General features: G+C 36.0%; 20 protein-coding genes and 1 pseudogene. 13 read left to right on the top strand and 8 right to left on the bottom strand.

From position 1 onward, the window contains the following. Positions 1-1,655 (bottom strand): Cna B-type domain-containing protein (locus ACVWXS_RS20585; protein ID WP_456959969.1); only part of this gene is annotated, 1,655 nt, incomplete at its 3' end. A 1,362-nt stretch (positions 1,656-3,017) separates the two neighbouring features. Here ACVWXS_RS20585 and ACVWXS_RS20590 point away from each other — a divergent pair. After that, positions 3,018-4,724: a methyl-accepting chemotaxis protein gene (locus tag ACVWXS_RS20590; protein ID WP_456959970.1), complete on the top strand. Its 1,707-nt coding sequence runs from the start codon at positions 3,018-3,020 to the stop codon at positions 4,722-4,724. 552 nt (positions 4,725-5,276) lie between these two features. Here the strand turns inward: ACVWXS_RS20590 and ACVWXS_RS20595 are convergent. Further along, positions 5,277-6,620: an arsenic transporter gene (locus ACVWXS_RS20595; RefSeq protein ID WP_423475368.1), complete on the bottom strand. Its 1,344-nt coding sequence runs from the start codon at positions 6,618-6,620 to the stop codon at positions 5,277-5,279. A gap of 834 nt (positions 6,621-7,454) precedes the next feature. Between ACVWXS_RS20595 and ACVWXS_RS20600 the strand changes: the two genes are divergently transcribed. Then, entirely contained in the window at positions 7,455-8,135 is a 681-nt protein-coding gene (locus ACVWXS_RS20600) for a DUF2642 domain-containing protein (protein ID WP_456959971.1), read from the top strand. A gap of 653 nt (positions 8,136-8,788) precedes the next feature. On the opposite strand, the gene ACVWXS_RS20605 is transcribed toward ACVWXS_RS20600, so the two are convergent. Further along, positions 8,789-9,442: a hypothetical protein gene (locus ACVWXS_RS20605; protein WP_456959972.1), complete on the bottom strand. Its 654-nt coding sequence runs from the start codon at positions 9,440-9,442 to the stop codon at positions 8,789-8,791. Between the two features lie 97 nt (positions 9,443-9,539). Here ACVWXS_RS20605 and ACVWXS_RS20610 point away from each other — a divergent pair. Beyond that, a pseudogene (locus tag ACVWXS_RS20610) lies at positions 9,540-9,703 on the top strand (transposase); the annotation flags it as partial. A gap of 405 nt (positions 9,704-10,108) precedes the next feature. Here the strand turns inward: ACVWXS_RS20610 and ACVWXS_RS20615 are convergent. The 3 genes from ACVWXS_RS20615 to ACVWXS_RS20625 are packed head-to-tail and all read right to left on the bottom strand — an operon-like array spanning position 10,109 to position 10,941. Continuing rightward, positions 10,109-10,318: a hypothetical protein gene (locus ACVWXS_RS20615; protein ID WP_456959973.1), complete on the bottom strand. Its 210-nt coding sequence runs from the start codon at positions 10,316-10,318 to the stop codon at positions 10,109-10,111. Between the two features lie 14 nt (positions 10,319-10,332). Continuing rightward, positions 10,333-10,536, bottom strand: a complete 204-nt coding sequence (locus ACVWXS_RS20620) for a helix-turn-helix transcriptional regulator (RefSeq protein ID WP_068985171.1) — start codon at positions 10,534-10,536, stop codon at positions 10,333-10,335. Positions 10,537-10,554: 18 nt separating this feature from the next. After that, a complete protein-coding gene (locus tag ACVWXS_RS20625; protein WP_456959974.1) occupies positions 10,555-10,941 on the bottom strand; it encodes a hypothetical protein in 387 nt (128 codons plus the stop codon). A gap of 351 nt (positions 10,942-11,292) precedes the next feature. Between ACVWXS_RS20625 and ACVWXS_RS20630 the strand changes: the two genes are divergently transcribed. The 4 genes from ACVWXS_RS20630 (at position 11,293) to ACVWXS_RS20645 (ending at position 14,562) form a co-directional block, all read left to right on the top strand. Beyond that, entirely contained in the window at positions 11,293-11,436 is a 144-nt protein-coding gene (locus tag ACVWXS_RS20630) for a hypothetical protein (protein WP_456959975.1), read from the top strand. Between the two features lie 349 nt (positions 11,437-11,785). Further along, entirely contained in the window at positions 11,786-12,235 is a 450-nt protein-coding gene (locus ACVWXS_RS20635) for an SRPBCC family protein (protein WP_427418862.1), read from the top strand. Between the two features lie 335 nt (positions 12,236-12,570). Continuing rightward, the gene (locus ACVWXS_RS20640; protein ID WP_402991115.1) at positions 12,571-12,945 is read left to right on the top strand and encodes an HsmA family protein; all 375 of its coding nucleotides are present in this window, start codon (positions 12,571-12,573) and stop codon (positions 12,943-12,945) included. A gap of 234 nt (positions 12,946-13,179) precedes the next feature. Then, positions 13,180-14,562, top strand: a complete 1,383-nt coding sequence (locus tag ACVWXS_RS20645) for a dipeptidase (RefSeq protein WP_368636030.1) — start codon at positions 13,180-13,182, stop codon at positions 14,560-14,562. Positions 14,563-14,608: 46 nt separating this feature from the next. Here the strand turns inward: ACVWXS_RS20645 and ACVWXS_RS20650 are convergent, their stop codons facing one another. Both ACVWXS_RS20650 and ACVWXS_RS20655 read right to left on the bottom strand, forming a co-directional pair. Then, on the bottom strand, positions 14,609-15,181 hold the full coding sequence (locus ACVWXS_RS20650) for a nitroreductase family protein (protein ID WP_368636029.1): 573 nt from the start codon (positions 15,179-15,181) through the stop codon (positions 14,609-14,611). 88 nt (positions 15,182-15,269) lie between these two features. Then, positions 15,270-15,764, bottom strand: a complete 495-nt coding sequence (locus ACVWXS_RS20655) for an amidase domain-containing protein (protein WP_068985142.1) — start codon at positions 15,762-15,764, stop codon at positions 15,270-15,272. A gap of 182 nt (positions 15,765-15,946) precedes the next feature. Between ACVWXS_RS20655 and ACVWXS_RS20660 the strand changes: the two genes are divergently transcribed. From ACVWXS_RS20660 to ACVWXS_RS20685, 6 genes are all read left to right on the top strand, one after another. Then, a complete protein-coding gene (locus ACVWXS_RS20660; RefSeq protein WP_068985141.1) occupies positions 15,947-16,969 on the top strand; it encodes a DUF2804 domain-containing protein in 1,023 nt (340 codons plus the stop codon). A 116-nt stretch (positions 16,970-17,085) separates the two neighbouring features. Beyond that, positions 17,086-17,244: a hypothetical protein gene (locus tag ACVWXS_RS20665; RefSeq protein ID WP_456959976.1), complete on the top strand. Its 159-nt coding sequence runs from the start codon at positions 17,086-17,088 to the stop codon at positions 17,242-17,244. A gap of 88 nt (positions 17,245-17,332) precedes the next feature. Then, on the top strand, positions 17,333-17,515 hold the full coding sequence (locus ACVWXS_RS20670; RefSeq protein WP_456959977.1) for a hypothetical protein: 183 nt from the start codon (positions 17,333-17,335) through the stop codon (positions 17,513-17,515). A 2-nt stretch (positions 17,516-17,517) separates the two neighbouring features. Then, positions 17,518-17,769, top strand: coding sequence for a hypothetical protein (locus ACVWXS_RS20675; protein ID WP_456959978.1), 252 nt, complete (start codon positions 17,518-17,520; stop codon positions 17,767-17,769). A 15-nt stretch (positions 17,770-17,784) separates the two neighbouring features. Further along, entirely contained in the window at positions 17,785-17,925 is a 141-nt protein-coding gene (locus ACVWXS_RS20680) for a hypothetical protein (protein WP_456959979.1), read from the top strand. A 124-nt stretch (positions 17,926-18,049) separates the two neighbouring features. Then, on the top strand, positions 18,050-18,415 hold the full coding sequence (locus ACVWXS_RS20685; RefSeq protein WP_456959980.1) for a hypothetical protein: 366 nt from the start codon (positions 18,050-18,052) through the stop codon (positions 18,413-18,415). The last annotated feature ends 13 nt before the right edge of the window (positions 18,416-18,428 follow it).

An 18,428-nucleotide genomic window follows, 5' to 3' on the forward strand; every position in this document is an offset into this window, starting at 1 on the left:
TTTTCACTTGGATCCACTGGTTTTTCACTTGGATCCACTGGTTTTTCACTTGGATCCACTGGTTTTTCACTTGGATCCACTGGTTTTTCACTTGGATCCACTGGTTTTTCACTTGGGTCCACTGGTTTTTCACTTGGGTCCACTGGTTTTTCTATTTTAGTATTTAAAATATCATGACCATTAACTTTAGACTCATATCCCTCTACCGGTTGCTCTTTCACCGCATATTGGATCTCTTTACCTTCTACTGTGTATTGGTCTAAGTGATCGAATTGATATTTCCAACCATTTTCTGCTGTTACTGTTTTTGTAGCAATAACCTCTCCATCTTTGAGTAAATCTACTTTGATTTCTGAAGGGCGATCTTGTTCACGATCGTTGCTCCAAGTTTTCGTTCCTTCAATCGAGGTTTTTTTCAAACTGTTAGCAATTGGTAATTCAATACCTTTTGCAGCATCTTCATCTATTGTAAATGGAATTTTTTCATTCGCGTCAAATGTTACATATTCAGGAGCTGATACTTCTTGTACATAGTACTCACCAGCTTTCAAGTTTGGCACTTCTACAATTCCTTTGTCATTGGTTGTAAAATCGCCAATTTGTTGACCACCTGATGTGAAAACTTTAAATTGAACACCTGAAATGACTTGTTCTTTATGACCATCTATATATTTCAGTATTCTTAATGTACCTTTAGCTGGTAAATCCCCTACAGCCCCACCATTAGCTGAAATATTTTTTACTTGAGCCACTTTATTCTCATTTACCGGATTTTGGTTGTGAACTTTATAAGTCAAATCATATTCATTCTTCAGATATTCTTCATTTACGCCTTCAGCTGTAATAGTCGTTTTGTAACCTACCGTGAACGAAGATCCGCTTGCACGCCCACTATAAATCAATACATTAAATGTATTATCACTCGTAATACTCACATATCCAAGCCCATTCCTATAAAATTCTTCAGGTGTGAATTGACGATCACCTAAGTGGCCACTTGTTTGGATATAAAAACTATCTTTCTGAATTTGTTGACCGCCTTTTGAATAATCTTTTAAAACGATATCACGATCAAGATATTCCTTCTTTAAGTTGAAGTTTAGGAACCAACGGACTTCGTCTGAATTATTTGGCTGAATATCTCCTGTTTTATAGAAGAAGATTCCTGGCGAAGAACCGCTACTAGCTGGATGAGTAATTTTTACAGCTTGTTCACTTAAACTTGTTCCAAAGTTCGTATTAATCGTTTTTGAACTTCCAGATTCTACGTTTGTTGCTTGAATAGTAAATTCAAAGAAACCTTTAATATTTTCACGTTTATCTACTTTACTATTAAACGTACACACAACTTGTTCGCCAGTCACATTACACGTACCATAATCATCTAGATTAATCAATTTATTAAAACCTTTTAATTCAGGTGGTAATGTCATTGTGATTGTATCGCCTGATTTTAATTTCAGATTAGGCTTTTCACTAAAGGTTACACGGACTCCTGTTTGTTCTCCGTATGTTAAATCTGTTTTTGTAATTTGCGCACTATCAATAAGCTTTGTATTGTTTAGTTCATCTGCTTTTCCTACATTGGGTACTATTGTTTGAAATAGTACGACTACAAAACACAATAATAATGGAAATAATTTCTTGGCATGCATGTTTATAAACCTCCTGTTTGAATTTCAGAGTATCGTATGTAGATTCCCTATTATCGCTAAACTTTATATGATTCATATTATTTCAGTAAAAATTTCTTGCTTTGGATTTTAGTGAAAGGAAAACTTTACAGACCTTTTTACTATCGATATAGAACCTAACAAAATCTCGCAGGTGAGTAAACTCTCAATAATATAAACCAAAAAGCACCTAAAGTAATATAACATACGACTAAAGAATTGAAAAATATTTTAAGGATTCCCAAAACATTACTATAGTACCATTTTATAAAAATGTTTAGAAACTAGTATTTTTATCAATTTCGCAAACCTCATTAAAATCCATTTTAAGGAATTAAAAAATGTTAATAGAACCATATTTTGCTTTTACAATAAATACAAACTGTGCCAAAAGTTTTTTTACATTAAATTATATTTTTCGACAAATTTTTCACTTATAAATAAAACAACGCCCACACTCCCTTCATCATGTTAATTACAATCATTTACAAAAGTGTCCTCTAGGTGTATTTTCACTACCATTTCTTTAATAAATGTAGTAGTCCACAAACCCCCGTTTTTGGATTTAATTTTCCCAATGGGATCCATTAGCTAAAATAAAAAGAACACCCCAATAAAGGTGTTCTTGGATTTGCACTTGTAGGCCATTCATTGATTTTTGAAGGTATGATCAGCATGAACTCTTCTTACTTTAATTCATTGACTTCTTTCTTATTTAACAAAAACATAGGAGTCAGTAATAATTACTACAGCTATGTTGTCTGTTGTTCCCTTAATCCGCACAAAACATAAAATTGCTGTATAAATGGAAGCAATACTCACCCCATGATAATAAAAACCTCAACATACCTAAACGATTATTTACAATTGACGATGGTTGTTCATGATCTTCTCCCCCATCTCTCATCACGAACCTATTACTCAATAAACAATTTAATGTTACAGATATACCCTTTGCACAAAGAATGAGTATTCAGTCTTTTCAATCAAAAAAGCGCGCTAATAAGGGACTATTATAAATGTCACAAAGATTCCCCGGGACTTTTCTCCTTTAATTTTCCATAACAAAATATGTATGTTTTCTATACTACTTCTTAAAAGACACAATTTACTAACTTCAAACATAGCACTTTATGTTCGCTACTTTAAAACTACTATCAGGGTTTTTTTTCAAATAATTAATACTTATTTTATATTTTTTTAATTTTTTCTTCTCTTATTAATAGCTTAGATGTAGTATACTATTACATAATCTAAATTACTCAATATATCCAAAGTTATTAGTATATACCACAATAATAATAAGGAATTTTGAAGATAGTTGAGACAAGGGAGGTAATACATATGAAAAACTTTTCAATCAAACAGAAAATTCTAACACTTATTACGTCTGCTGTTATTTTTTTGCTAATTATTTCGGGTGGAGGTTTTTATTATATTAACGATATGGCGAAAAGAACTAAGGAGATGTACGAAGAGTCACTTTTGCCAATCCAATATCTCGGTCAAATTCGAACTGACATTCGTGCGATGGATTCTTTCGTTTTAGAGCTTATGATTACTATGGATACTAAACGTAATACCGAGCTACAAGCGAACGTCACAGAAAGATCTCAAAATATTGAAGAATCAATTGTAGAATTCAAAGACTCTTACAGCGGAAATGAAGATGAACGAAAACTGTTAGAATCTATTCAATCCAATCTCGACGGTTATTTTAGTACTATGACAGAGGTCATTGATTTGGCTAGTAAAAACCAAAACGAGGAAGCTTATTCTTTATACACTACATCTATGCAGGATTTTCGTGAGAAAGTGGCAAATAATGCACGTGATCTTATGATTATATGTTCTGATGATGCTGAACAGTTGAATAAAGCAAATGAACAAAGTCTATACAATACTATGCTTATTTCTGCCATTCTCACTTTTATAGCCATTATTTTCTTTATTACATTGGCAACATGGATTAGCCGTTTAATTGTAAATCCGGTTAAAGAGTTGCAGGCTAATATGTTAAAAGCAGGCGATGGAGATTTGACTGTACAAGGTACCTATTCATCCAAAGATGAAATTGGTCAATTAACCCTTTCATTTAATTCGATGCTTAATAATATTCGTACTACCGTAACTAAAGTGACTGAAACTGCTAATCATGTAGCCGCAGCATCTGAAGAATTGAATGCCAATGCAGCTGAAACTACGAAAGCAACAGAGATGGTTGCAAATACGATGGAAACGATCGCTCATGGTTCAGTAGAGCAACTAAACAATGTCTCTAACACCGTCAATACCGTTAATGAGCTTTCAATAGGTGTACAACAAGTAGCTGGAAATGCTCAAGCTGTAACCGAACTTTCAGGTGACTCCTTATCTCTAGTGATACATGGTATAGATGCCGCGAATCAAATAAATCAACAAATGATGGACATCACAGAACGAGTAAATGGCTTATCAGAAGTTGTCGACGTGTTAGGAAAACGTTCTAATGAAATCGGTCAAATTATTGATTCAATTACAGCAATTGCTGAACAAACAAATCTCCTTGCCTTGAACGCAGCAATTGAAGCCGCACGTGCTGGCGAGCATGGGAAGGGCTTTGCTGTCGTTGCAGATGAGGTTAGAAAATTAGCAGAACAGTCCGCTATTTCCTCAAACCAAATTGAAGTGTTGATTTCAGAGACGCAGAAAGATACTCAAAAGGCTGTTGAATCAATGAAGTTAGTAACAACTGGAGTTAATGAAGGGATTAAAACAACAGAAAATACACGTACAACTTTTGCTTCCATTCAAGATGCCATTCAAAGTGTTACGATGCAAGTAGAAGAAGTATCTGCAGCGGTCGAGCAAATGGCGGCAGGAACTGAAGAAATTGTTGGTAGTATGAATACAATCCACTCTATAACTAGATCTACTACCGCTGGCACTGAGAGTATTTCTGCTTCGTCCGAAGAACAAATGGCAGCAATGGAGGAAATTTCATCATCTGCTTATTCACTAGCAAGCTTGGCAGAAGAGTTAAGAGACTTGGCAGCTCAATTCCGAGTTTAATATGATTTCTAAATGCAGTACCTCTTTATACAATTTGTCACTAACGATTAGGGACCACTTCATTTTGGAGTGATCCCCTATCTTTTAAAAAAATCTGTAAGGATTAAGTTCGGTGTTGAACCGGACTTAATCCTTTTTCGTTTTGTATAGGATGTTTTTTATGTAAAAGCTGAGGCGCCAATACTCCTTTATTAATTTCCTTCCTCACTTTGTTCTTTCCTGAATCTCTGAGCAAATAATTTTATTTTTTCCATCCATTTCAAATAGTTACACAAAACATTACGAGTTGACGCTATGTAGAAGAGAGTCTACGAAAATCGTAGACTCTCTCTATTAATACTCAGACCTAATGCATGAGTTAAAGTCACCTTTTTACTACAATTGTATAAGCTTAAAAAGCTGATTCTAAAGAATCGTTGATTTACAAATTAAAGTGGCTATTTCTCTCAACTAATATAAAAATCATCTTCGATTAATAACAAATAAATAGTAATGTTAGAACCATTTTGTCGAATAATCATATATTAAATTTAGGTCATCTATTCCACAGTGCTAATAAAAGAGCCACGTTACCCAATAATATAAAATAACTAATGTGAAGATGACTGTAGGTGGAATTACAATAATCGTAACTTTAATATATTCCCACCATGTGATTTTCACCTTGCCTTTTCTTAAGATGTGCATCCACATTAGTGTTGCAAGGGTACCCATAGGAAGTAACAGTGCACCTATGTCACTTCCAATAATGTTTGCTAAATAAGCAACTTTCAAAGAAATAGGGTCGAGCCCCATATTGGTTAACGTAATAGTTCCAACCATAAGCGCAGGGTGGTTATTAAAGATATTAGAAAGTACCGAAAGTAGTGCGCCCATTAAGACGCTTGTATTGAGTAGGTTTTCTGAAACCAGTGGGCGCATAAAATGAATTAACCATTCTGTTAAGCCAATATTATTGAGACCATAGATGATGACATACATACCAAATGCGAAAACGATAATATACCAAGGTGTTTTTTTCAGCATATCACCTGGAGGTATTTTTAAATAAGCCCATCTCCACCCTAAAAGAACGAGGGATCCAATCACCGCCATAATAGAAATTGGAATTCCTAAAAACGAGGCGAAGAACAGACTTAACCGAACGCAAAATACAAATAGAAGTACGTTTAGCATAAACCTAGTACGCTTTTGCTTCGATTGTCCTAAAGACATTTGTTTAAGTGGATGATAAGAAGGAAGTGACATCCCTGCTACATTTGTAGGAACAGTTTTAGGTATGTTCTTTTTGAAGTATAAAAACAGTAAGCCAACTAGTAGTAATAAACCGATTGTTGCAGGGACAAACATCATTGCTGTATGTGCATACAAAGTCATATCGACAATTTTTAATGCAATTAGATTTACGATATTACTTACCCCGATTGGAGCACTGGATGCTGTTGCAATTAAACCTCCAGAAAGTAAATATGGAATCTTTTGATAATTTTCTAATCCCATATTGTTTAATAACATTATTAATATTGGTATTGCGATTAAAATACTACCGTCATTATTAACGAAGAGTGTCATGAGAAAGCATAAGAGATTGACATACCAGAATAATCGAATGCCAGACCCATTTGCTTTTTCAGCAAGGAGCTCTGCAACCCAGTTAAAGAACCCAAAGCTTTCTAATACAATCGCCATGACAATTGTAGCCATGATGGTAATCGCAGCATCACTGATGGTTTGGAAAATTGTGACGAGATCTGTCATAGTCACACTACCGCAAAGTATTACAATAATCGCGCCAACCAATGCAGGAATAGCTTCATTCATATTTCTAGGTCTCCAAAAAATGAAACCAAGAGTAACTAAAAATGTAAGTATTGTTATTATCTCAAATATTTGCATAGTATTTTCACCTTCAAGCAGTTTTTTGATTCTAAAAAATATCTTATTTTTAGACTAAAATAATAGGCTCTCCCTCTCATCCATTAGGTTAGTGATGCTGTCTTAGTATAAATATGTAAAAAGTTAAAACTCCCTTAGTTTTATACCTACTTTCTCTAATATTCATACTAAATTACCTAAATATTAAAATAGTATGCCGTAAAGAATTAGATTGATTTAAAGCAAACATAAAAAGGCATGTGTTCAAGCAAATTCTGAACTCATGCCATGTATTTCTTTAAGTTTTGGATAAAGAGACGTCTAAAATAGTGTTAGATCCTTAATTTCAACTAAATAAAAATAGGTCGTTTTATAATCAGAGGTGTTCCTCCTAATAGGATGAACTCTTTTTTATTGTTAAAGAAACTATAAAGTAATCGCCATCTTGAAATTGAAATAATTAATTCAATCGCAAACATTTAGTTTACGGGCGTTTGGAAAAGCATTTTGGATGCTCTTTAGCACCGTAAAACCATAAAAAATATTGACATAAAAGCAATTTCAAATGAATAAGTTGTGATGATTGGTACATTGCGATTAGGGATTAGACCTTACTTTTTCAAGTTACAAGTCTGGCAAGTGTACTTGAGGAGACATCAGTGTCATATTGACATCTATTAATACCCCCAGCAACACTAATATGGATATTTATTTAAAAAAACATAGAAAATTAATCTAACGGAGGGATAGCTTAAAGTAGCATTTTAGTCATCCCGATTAGCTTATTGATTAATTTATTCAGTTAGTATTTGTGGGTAGTTTGAGTACTTATATAGAAAGGGAGGTAAATTGATTTTGTTATTGCAAAATTTAAATAAAGAAATTGTTGGCATTGAACTCTCGGGAGGAAAGATATTAAAAGGTTCAGTGATTGATTCTAGTCGTGACATTATTGTGATTTATAATGGAAATATGTTTGTCTATTTACCAATCGATCATATTCAATCTTTAGAAATAGATTATGACAATGAAGATGATGTTCAACAACCTTCAGAAAGACCGGCATTTGATTCTCAAGTGTCGTCTAATAAAGACCTAACCCTTACAAATATACTTTCACATGCAAAAGGAATATACGTGGAGATTTTTGTAGCAAAAAACCAAGCACTACATGGAGTTATAACGTCTGTTAGGAATGATTATTTTGTATTTGAATCTCCTATTTACAAAACCATGTTCATTTCAACAAAACATTTAAAATGGCTCATTCCATATTCTAAGGATCAGTTTCCTTACGGACTAAGTGAAAATGAATTTTTAAGCCTGTCGTCTATTAACAATCAGTCACTAAACGATACATTCGAGTCTCAATTTGACCAACTTAGAAATCAACTTGTTGTATTAAATCTTGGAAAAGAATTCTCCCATATAGGTAGAGTAATAACTGTAACAGGTCAAATTATTGAGATACAAAACGGGAAATCTAATTCAACGTATTTTAACCTTTCACATATTCAAACTGTTCATCAAGTGTAAGGTGCGTCTATTTTGTTATGTAGGTTATTTTTTTGTTTCCTTTTATCAAAGTAACTAGGGGTTGTGATTCAAGAAAGTTTGTCACTTTTTTGTTACAGTTTTTGCACTAAACCAGCGGATAGTTTATCGATATTTTGATATCAATTTTCGCCTTGGCGTAATTCATTATGATACCTTAATTTCATTGACATACTAGTTTTTCAACAACTTGAAGCTGAACTAATTATTGATATTAGTTCAGCTTCAAATCACATTATATAAGAAAATTTGTTGAATGGATGTTTATAGTTGAATAGACATGCCTCGGATCAATCAATAAAATTTAGTATACAAGAGGACGTGTCCGAAAAGAGTCTAAGAAAGTACAATTAAGAAATTACAAATTTTAGTCGAGCTTTATCGCTCGAGACAACGGTCAATCAGCTAAGCTAGCGAATATGGTATGAGGTTGAACTGGTTTTAGAAACATTTGATAACGCAGTAGCAGCGCAAAATCCACTACTAGGGCTAAGTATACATACGGATTTAGGTTCTACAATATACAAGTGAAGCTTTTGACGAGCTTATAGAAATACGAAATGATTCCGCTATTCAGCTGAAAAGGATATTCATATGACAATGCGTGACTCGAATCATTTCGTAATACAAAATCATTACCTTCTTCTATTTCTCGCATTTCTTCCCCTATCATTCACTGCGTTTTCATTTTTTTGTTTATTGCTGTTTTCTGTCTTATTATTAGGGCTTTCATTGCTATCTTTTGCTTCACTATTTTTTTTTTCATTCGTTTTTTCTTGATCTTTCTTTCCTTCATTCGTTTTTTGTTGATCTTTCTGTCCTTCATTAGCTTTTTCTTGATCTTTCTTTCCTTCATTAGCTTTTTCGCTCTTTGTTCCTAAACTAATATTTCGAACATGATACATTGCTAGACGGATAATTTCTTCTTTAGAAAAAATAGTAATATAATCGTCCGAAACCTCATCCATTATTCCTTCTAACATTTCTGGACCCCCACGATTCACTTTAACCCAATGATGTCGTAGGCTGCTTACTACTGCTTTAAAATCAGGTGCAAGTAGGTACGAACCTGCTGCTGGATCTGCAGCACTAAATGCCATCCCATCTCTTGGGTTAAGAGAAATGCTTTTAATGTGCTGCGTTCTGTAGTAAACAATCCCATCTTTTTCTGTTAATAATACAAAATGATCGTCTTCAGCAGCCATTAACTTCCCTATACGTGATTCAGGACCTCCCCGATCCACTCTTATAACTTTATTCATTAACGTAAGCAGAAGATCTTTATTCATTCCTTTAGCCTCCTAATAGTATTGTCTTGTTATCTATATGTATATTTGAGTAATCGACCTATGCAAAATGCCCATTTAGGTAAAAATATAAGACTAGAAATCGGTTCGTCCAGCTTTGAATTATTCTTTTCGCAAACGTTCTTCGTGACCAATTTCAGCAAAAGTTTCTCCCCCCAAGTGATTGTGCAGTCTTATCGAAAACGAGGCACGATGGAAAATTTCATGAAAGAAGCGAAAAATGGTTTTGGCTTCGATCACCTCTTGTTTCGTATATGAACGATTCTTTTAGGCAGGACACCTCAAACCTTTATAACAAATTCAAACGTGACAATTTTAGTGAAAAAGAACTTTGATAGCAGCACAAAAAACATCTACTCTCTTAGAGCGGATGCTTTTTTGATTGGAGATTATCCTATAGATTAAATGTTCAAGTTTTAAATTTTTTTACATATGATGTAACTATAGGTGCTCCTATTCTAACCTCTCTTACAGCAAGAATCGAAAGGAAAAATCTATTATTATTAGTGATGCTTACTCCTGTAGCCTTACAAAATTATGGAAGCTCGATAAAAGGAATTGCAAGGTGAATAAACACAAAAAGACCTGAATCACAAGTCCCGGTCTTTTGCTAAATATATTAACTTAAACGGTTGGTAGCTTTTTAGATTACCCGAACAATAAATAAGCAACTCCTAAAATTACACAAACAATTCCGCCTAAAAATTGACCAATCCCAGACGCCTCTCCCATTAAAAATAGATTAAAAATATTTTTTCTTTTTTGAGTCTTTCCAAATAAAGCATCATCTGTTTTCATACGATAAATTCCCCAAGCAGTTAAAACAATACCAAAAACGATACCAATTAAACCTAACATATTAAAAAATCTCCTTATTTGTCATTTTCATCAAAAATAAAAACTTCCTCTATCGATTGATTAAAAATCGATGCAATTTTATAGGCAAGTAATACAGAAGGATTGTACTTCTGATTTTCAAGTGAAATAATCGTCCTTGACGATACACTTACACGATCAGCCAGTTCTTGTTGAGTTAAATTATGCTGTTTTCTTAAATCCCGCACTCTATTTTCCATATTCATCCCCCTTCAATATCAAAGGACTCGTTCATAGAAAAACTTAGTTACAGTATTTAGGATGAAAAGAGCAAGTATTAATAGTAAAAGAACCGCTTTTACAGATAATACAATAAAATTACTCAAAAATAGCAACACTATTATTAATGAAGTTATACAATGCATCGTTATATTTGAAGCTTGTCCTTCAACCAGAGCATCTCTTTCATCATATTCTTTCGATAAATCATCTTCATTTTCTGATTTTCTTATATAGATTGTCATCGATACAATCAAAATAATAATGCCAACAATGAAAAGATAGATTGTTGACACTTTATCTTCTGGATCCATCAAAAGACTAATAACACCTAACATTATTGCGAGGAACGATATTAATAATCTTTGAAATAACTTCCGTTTCAATACAATACCCCTTCCGAAATATGAAGTTTACTTCATGTGAAGTTTATTTCATATTACATGCTTTTATAAATGGCGTCAAGTTAAATATTTGATAAACAACGAAAATATCATCAAAAAATTAAAGGAAATTACCAAATTTTATGTACATTGTATTTAATATGGTTCATCGCCAAAAGTTGTGGATGACATTTGTTAAAACATATACTATGTAAATAAGTTGATTGGAGTGAAGGCTGGGTGACTCCTTGGGGATCAGCGAAAGAGGAACGAAGGCTAAGAGCATCACGTCCTGTGATAACGCCTTCGTGACCTACATCGTGTAGGCCCGAGACCCTGGAGCGAGCAACGCGAGTGAAGCGGCTCATCGGACGCCCCCAGGAAGCTCTGCTCTGCGCGAAAGCGAAGCGTCAGCGGCAAAGCGCCCAGTCGGAACGGAAATCAACCACACGTTTTGGTGATGAACCTTTAATATTGAAGATCATAAGAAGAAAATGATGCTGATTTCCCCTTCCCTTTCGAATAAAAATCTAAGTATGCACTAAGCAAAAAAATACCAAATACTCAAATAATCGAGTATCTGGTATTTTATTTGTATGATTTTATGATTGATTCGAACATGCTGCAGATCAATAGTAATACAATGCTAAACATTACTAGATTCACTATTTTATCAACAAAGTGAAATGTTATTTAAAATAATAGCTCTCAAATAGATATATTCCTTTACAACTATCTAGTACAATTACATTTAGTGATAACCTTAAATTTTTTGTTTGAGGCGCAGATTTAAAGGATAAAATAAAAAAATTATGTATTTTATTGTTGGAAGTAGAGGTGTTTTTTGATGAAAACATGGACAAAGACTATTAACATAAATGCTCCCATAGAAAACGTTTGGACATTGCTTGATGGCTCTTTAGCTGATTTGCAAAAAATTATGCCACAAGTAGTTGAAAACAAACCTATGAAAATAACGGAAGAAGTGGTTGGCAGTGTTTATCGCCAAAAATATAAAGAAGGAAAACGTATCGAAGAGTATGATGTCGAAACATTAGAATATACGAATACGCCTGATAAAAAAATATTGAAAGTAGGCTTTACACTCGCTAATATGTTTGAAATTACGGCTTACTATGAATTAAATAAACTAAATGAAACAGAGACTTCTTTTACTTATACTGTAACAAATAATCCGTTAAAATGGTTCGTAAAATTATTTTTATTGTTTGCTTCGGACAAAGTAGTCGTTGAATTTTTAGAACGCGTCAAAAAAGTGGCGGAAGCACAATATTAGCCATCAGACAAGTCCTATTTATGCATTCAATAAAATTTTAGATCGAACTGGACTACTAAAAACAACGACATATGTTTTTTTGACATACACATTGCACCACCTGTTAAATCGTGAATTCAATGTGAAAGTTATCGCTGAGAGATTAGGCAATACACCAATGATGATTATGGAATGGATGTATACGTTCATGTTCTAATTATTTTCATGGTGCGCAGTAGTGCATAGAATCCCGAAACTCTTTTGATGTAGCAGTTGCTGTTCATCTGTTGTTCATATTGCTTTTTTATAATAAATCCGAGCAATAGGTGTATATATTCTTTTAGAGGGTGATTGAAATGCTAATAATTGCTACTATATTTATTACAGCAGCACTAATTTTTTATTCAGTAGGAGTATGGGCAGAAAAATTCCAAAAAACATTAAAGTTATGGCATGTGATTATTTTTTGGATAGGCTTACTGTGCGATACACTCGGAACTACCATGATGGAAAAGATGTCCTCACAAGGATCTCTATTTAGTTTTCATGGCCTAACAGGTTTATTAGCAATCTTGTTAATGTTATTTCATGCAATTTGGGCTTCTATTGTATTGGTAAAAAAAGACTCAAATATGATGATAAAATTCCATACGTTTAGTATATTAGTATGGTTCATTTGGTTGATTCCTTATATATCTGGAATGATATATGGAATGACCAACAAATTTTAATAACATAAAGAATGGATTTAAGCTGTAGCGCCTGCCAACGTTACGGCTTTTTTCTTTGCTCTCGAAACTTCTTTCAATGCCAATCATCTTCACTTGATGTCTCTCGCGGTACTTTTATAAAACTGGGGTTAATCATTAATAAAAATCTCAGAAACCATTGCTATCACAGGATTCTCCAACCACATTATGCTATACTATTTCTATTATCGAAATATTTGAAACGAGGGATGCTAGATGACAAATTTACAGCAATTAGATGCGTATTTCACAGAACATCGCGAGACACACTTAAATGAATTAAACGAATTTTTACGTATTCCAAGTATTAGTTCTTTATCTGAGCATAAAGGAGATATACAAAATGCTGCCGAGTGGCTTGCCAATGCCTTTAAGAAACTCAATCTAGAAAACATCTCCATTACTCAAACTGCAGGTCACCCTGTTGTTTATGCGGATTGGTTACATGCAGAGGACAAACCAACTATTCTGTTTTACGGTCATTATGATGTACAGCCTGTTGATCCATTAAATTTATGGGATAGCGAGCCATTTAACCCTACAATTCGTGATAACAAATTGTTTGCTCGTGGTGCTAGTGATGATAAAGGACAAGTGTTTATGCACTTAAAAATGATTGAAGCATTATTTGCGACAACTGGCACATTACCAGTGAACGTGAAATTCATCTATGAAGGTGAAGAAGAGATTGGCAGTCCAAACCTTCCTGCTTATGTTGAAGAACATAAGGAGAAATTAGCTGCAGACTTAATTTTGATTTCTGATACAGGTCTATACGGTCCTGGTAAGCCTGCTGTATGCTATGGGTTACGAGGCTTAACAGGGATTCAAATTGATGTTCGCGGTGCAAAAGGTGATCTTCACTCAGGTCTTTACGGTGGCGGTGTACAAAACGCTATTCATGCATTGGCTGACATTTTAGCATCTTTCCGTGATGAGCATGGCACTATTCAAGTTGAAGGCTTCTACGACAAAGTTTTACCGTTAACTGAAGAGGAACGTGAAGCTTACCGCGCGCTTGGCTTCGATGAAGAATCAGTGAAAGAAGAAGTTTGCGTGAAGGAATTATTCGGTGAGGCTGGCTATTCCTATTTAGAACGTACTTGGGCACGCCCAACATTAGAGATCAATGGTGTGTTTGGTGGCTTCTCTGGCGAAGGCATTAAAACGGTGCTTCCTGCTGAGGCTGGCGCAAAAATCACTTGCCGTCTTGTGCCAAATCAAGAACCTGATGAAATTGTAGCACTTTTAAAAGCACATATTGAAAAACATAAGCCAACTGGCGTTGAAGTGACAATCTCTGAATTCGATAAAGGTCGTCCATTCTTAACACCATTTGATCATCCACTTATCCAAGCAGCTGGTCGCTCGTACGAAAAAGTATATAATGTGCCAACTGCTTACACACGTGGAGGAGGATCAATCCCTATCGTGGCTGCTTTTGACGAAATTTTAGAATTACCAGTAGTGCTAATGGGCTTCGGTTTATCTAGTGAAAACTTCCATGCCCCAAATGAACACTTCCATTTAGAAAACTTCGATAAAGGATTACGCGTTTTAAGCGATTATTTATTCGAAGTAGCTGAATTACAAAAATAAAATCAACAAATCCCCTCGCATTTTTTTACGAGGGGATTTTACTATGTTATTCTCCAAAAATCGTAACGATATCTGCTGATTTTTTACGTTCTTTCCCTTTTGGTATTTCATCAAAATAGCCAACTTGTAGCATTGCGATAACACGCTCACCCGGCTGAACTTTTAAGGCTTCACGGAATTTTGAGTTATCTAGGAAAGCGGGTGTTTTCCAGCATGAGCCGATTCCTCTATCCCATGCTAGCAATTGAATATTTTGAATAAAAATACTTGCCGCTGCGTAATCTTCTAAACGCTCTTTTTGTCGTACATCCTCAGGAACAATCACAAAAGCATAACCACCCGGTAATGTGAAATTCATCATTCGCTTCTCTAAATCTTCACTTGAAAGCTCCTGCCATTTCGGTATAGCTAAATCACGTAATACATGATGAAGGGCAGATAACTCCTTTCCACATGCAACAACTAAACGCCAAGGCTCTCGATTACCATGATTCGGTGCCCATACCGCATCTTCAATAATTGCCAGTAAATCTTCACGATTTACTGGCTGCCCATTAAACTTTTTAATAGAACGACGCTCAATAATCGCATCCCTAACAGACAAAAATTGTTCGCTCATATACTCGTATCTCCTTTTATAACATTACTGCAATATTTTCTATCTTTTACATTATCACAAAATGATGAGCTTTAATACCGCTACCTTCCTAAGCAAAACTATCATCTATATGAATATAATAATAAGTCATGCTTGGCGTATAGGCCGTTGAATCTTCATAAAAATATGGCCGATTAATACTATCTGAAGTATGTGCGTTAACATATGGAATACCATTTTGAATACTCGTCACAATTACGGAATGGTCAATCCTTCCATCACCTTGGAAATCATAAAAAATGACATCTCCAAGATCTAATTCCTCAGCAGATTGCACACGCCTTCCCTTCAATCCATTTTTAGAGCCCTCCAAATACCATCTAAGGGAATGTGCAACAGACCAGCTAAAGCTCCAATTGCTATGTTGAACCCACCAACCTCTCTCTCTATTTGGAGCACCTCGCATTGGTGCTCCTCCAGCAAGTAAGCATTGAGAAATATAGTTCGTACAATCGACAGTAAAATTCGGAAATGCTGGATTACGCCTGTTCCACCACAAATTCGCATATTGTACAGCGGCCTGTCTGTTATACATTTTTGCCACACTTCCCCTCCTTATATTCATCATATGTACAAAGAGGTGTTTCTATTAGCTAGGCCCATATTCGAAAACCTATATAAAGTGGTCTTTATTGGTGGTATCTTTTCAATTTTAAGGTAGTTTTTGCTACAATAAGGTTAAAAGAAATATACATTTTTATTTTATGACTGGAAGGGATGTTGAAAGTGAAGCAGCATGCTGAGAAAGAAATTATACAGCCTACTCTTTTATGCGATAAAAAAGGTAATTTAAATCCAGCTGCCATCGGATTTGCACGTAAACCCCTCATAAACAGCAATTTAAGTGGCCATATTCTGCGCAAAAAGAAATGGAATTATTGGTGTGTCTACGGTGACGAGATTATATTCTCTGCTACTATTAGTCATCTAGACTACGCGGCGGTCTGCTTCGTTTATTTCCTTGAATATGAAACACAGCGCTATTTTGAAAAAACGATTACAATTCCATTAGGCGGAAATTTAAAAATGCCTACACAGGTGTTAGATTCCGTATCATACAAAAATAGTGACATGATGATTGAGATGACTTATATACAAAATGAAACACATCTATCAGTTTCCATTCCGGACTTCGATGGAGATGTTTTACGTGCGAAGCTTGTCATTCAGCATCCACCAACAGATGAGTCATTGAATGTAGTCATTCCTTGGAACCGTAAAACATTCCAATTTACAGGTAAGCATCATATACTTCCTACTTCTGGGGTTGTAACAATTGGAACTCGTCGCTTTACATTTTCACCTGAGGAAAACTTCTCTGTACTAGAATATAGTCGTGGTGTTTGGCCGCGTGAGTCAACATGGAATTGGGGTATGGCCTCACAGCGAGTTCGAGGTAGGCGAATTGGGCTCAATTTAGGCGGTAAGTGGACTGACGGGACTGGAATGACCGAAAATGCTGTTTTCGTTGAAGGTCAAATGACAAAAATACATGAAGATGTACTGTTCAATTATAATCAAGAGGATTTAATGCAACGGTGGAAAATTAAGACGAAATTCTCTAACCAAGTTTCATTAACATTCTCCCCGTTTTTCGAGCGCGTATCCGTAACAAAGGCCGGACTTGTAAAATCTGAAGTACATCAAATGTTTGGCTATTACGACGGCTCCGTATTACTAGACAACGGTGAAACACTTGTAATCAAGCAAATGCTAGGCAGTATAGAAGAAAATCGTGTGAAATGGTAAGAACAAAATAATTTAATTGCTATATTCTTCTCATACTAGGGTTTAACGCACTGACATTCGCACATCCTCAGCGCGTTAAATCCGAAAAAGCCCATGACTCGCGTCTATTCGTCGCTTTGGCTGTTCTTTCCCGTCGCTCTGTCGGGGCTATCCACGATTTTGACGGTTCTATCCACGATTTTGACGGTTCTATCCGTCGTTCTGGCCTTTCTTTCCGTCGCTTTGACCTTTCTTTCCTTCACTTCGGCTCTTCTATCCGTCGCTCCGACTTCTAGCCGTCACCTTGGCTCTTCTATCCGTCGCTCCGACTTCTAGCCGTCACCTTGGCTCTTCTATCCGTCGCTCCGACTTCTAGCCGTCACCTTGGCTCTTCTTTCCCTCGATTTGTGGGCTATCCACGATTTTGACGGTTCTATCCACGTCTTTGACGATTCTATCCGTCGATCTCGCCTTTCTATCCGTCGCTTTGACCTTTCTTTCCGTCACTTCGGCTCTTCTATCCGTCGCTTCGACCTTTCTTTCCGTCGCTTTGACTTCTATCCATAACCTTGGCTCTTCTTTCCCTCGATTTGTGGGCTATCCACGTTTTTGGCTGTTCTATCCACGTCTTTGACGGTTCTATCCGTCGTTCTGGTCGCTCTATCCGTCGTTCTGGCCACTCTATCCGTCGCTTTGACCTTTCTTTCCGTCACTTCGGCTCTTCTATCCGTCGCTCTGACTTCTATCCGTCACCTTGGCCTTTCTTTCCGTCGATCTCGCCTTTCTATCCGTCGCTTCGACCTTTCTTTCCGTCGCTTTGACTTCTATCCATAACCTTGGCTTTTCTTTCCCTCGATTTGTGGGCTATCCACGTTTTTGGCTGTTCTATCCACGTCTTTGACGGTTCTATCCGTCGTTCTGGCCACTCTTTCCGTCGCTTCGACCTTTCTTTCCGTCGCTTTGACTTCTATCCATAACCTTGGCCTTTCTTTCCGTCGATCTCGCCTTTCTATCCGTCGCTTCGACCTTTCTATCCGTCGCTCTGACTTCTATCCATAACCTTGGCTCTTCTTTCCCTCGATTTGTGGGCTATCCACGTTTTTGGCTGTTCTATCCACGTCTTTGACGGTTCTATCCGTCGTTCTGGCCACTCTTTCCGTCGCTTTGACCTTTCTTTCCGTCACTTCGGCTCTTCCATCCGTCGCTTTGACTTCTATCCGTCACCTTGGCCTTTCTTTCCGTCGCTTTGGCGATTCTATCCGTCGCTCTCGCCTTTCTATCCGTTGCTTTGGCGATTCTATCCGTCGATCTCGCCTTTCTATCCGTCGCTTTGGCGATTCTATCCGTCGCTCTCGCCTTTCTATCCGTTGCTTTGGCGATTCTATCCGTCGATCTCGCCTTTCTATCCGTTGCTTTGGCCTTTCTACCCATCACTTTGGTGATTCTTTCCGTCGCCTCGACTTCTAGCCGTCACCTTAGC

This window comes from Lysinibacillus sp. TE18511 (genome assembly GCF_054062295.1).

Bases quoted from the DNA above. Each gene is read 5' to 3' on its own strand.
- ACVWXS_RS20590 (WP_456959970.1), top strand. From the start codon at position 3,018: ATGAAAAACTTTTCAATCAAACAGAAAATTCTAACACTTATTACGTCT.
- ACVWXS_RS20595 (WP_423475368.1), bottom strand. From the start codon at position 6,620: ATGCAAATATTTGAGATAATAACAATACTTACATTTTTAGTTACTCTT.
- ACVWXS_RS20605 (WP_456959972.1), bottom strand. From the start codon at position 9,442: ATGAATAAAGATCTTCTGCTTACGTTAATGAATAAAGTTATAAGAGTG.
- ACVWXS_RS20615 (WP_456959973.1), bottom strand. From the start codon at position 10,318: ATGTTAGGTTTAATTGGTATCGTTTTTGGTATTGTTTTAACTGCTTGG.
- ACVWXS_RS20620 (WP_068985171.1), bottom strand. From the start codon at position 10,536: ATGGAAAATAGAGTGCGGGATTTAAGAAAACAGCATAATTTAACTCAA.
- ACVWXS_RS20635 (WP_427418862.1), top strand. From the start codon at position 11,786: ATGAAAACATGGACAAAGACTATTAACATAAATGCTCCCATAGAAAAC.
- ACVWXS_RS20640 (WP_402991115.1), top strand. From the start codon at position 12,571: ATGCTAATAATTGCTACTATATTTATTACAGCAGCACTAATTTTTTAT.
- ACVWXS_RS20645 (WP_368636030.1), top strand. From the start codon at position 13,180: ATGACAAATTTACAGCAATTAGATGCGTATTTCACAGAACATCGCGAG.
- ACVWXS_RS20650 (WP_368636029.1), bottom strand. From the start codon at position 15,181: ATGAGCGAACAATTTTTGTCTGTTAGGGATGCGATTATTGAGCGTCGT.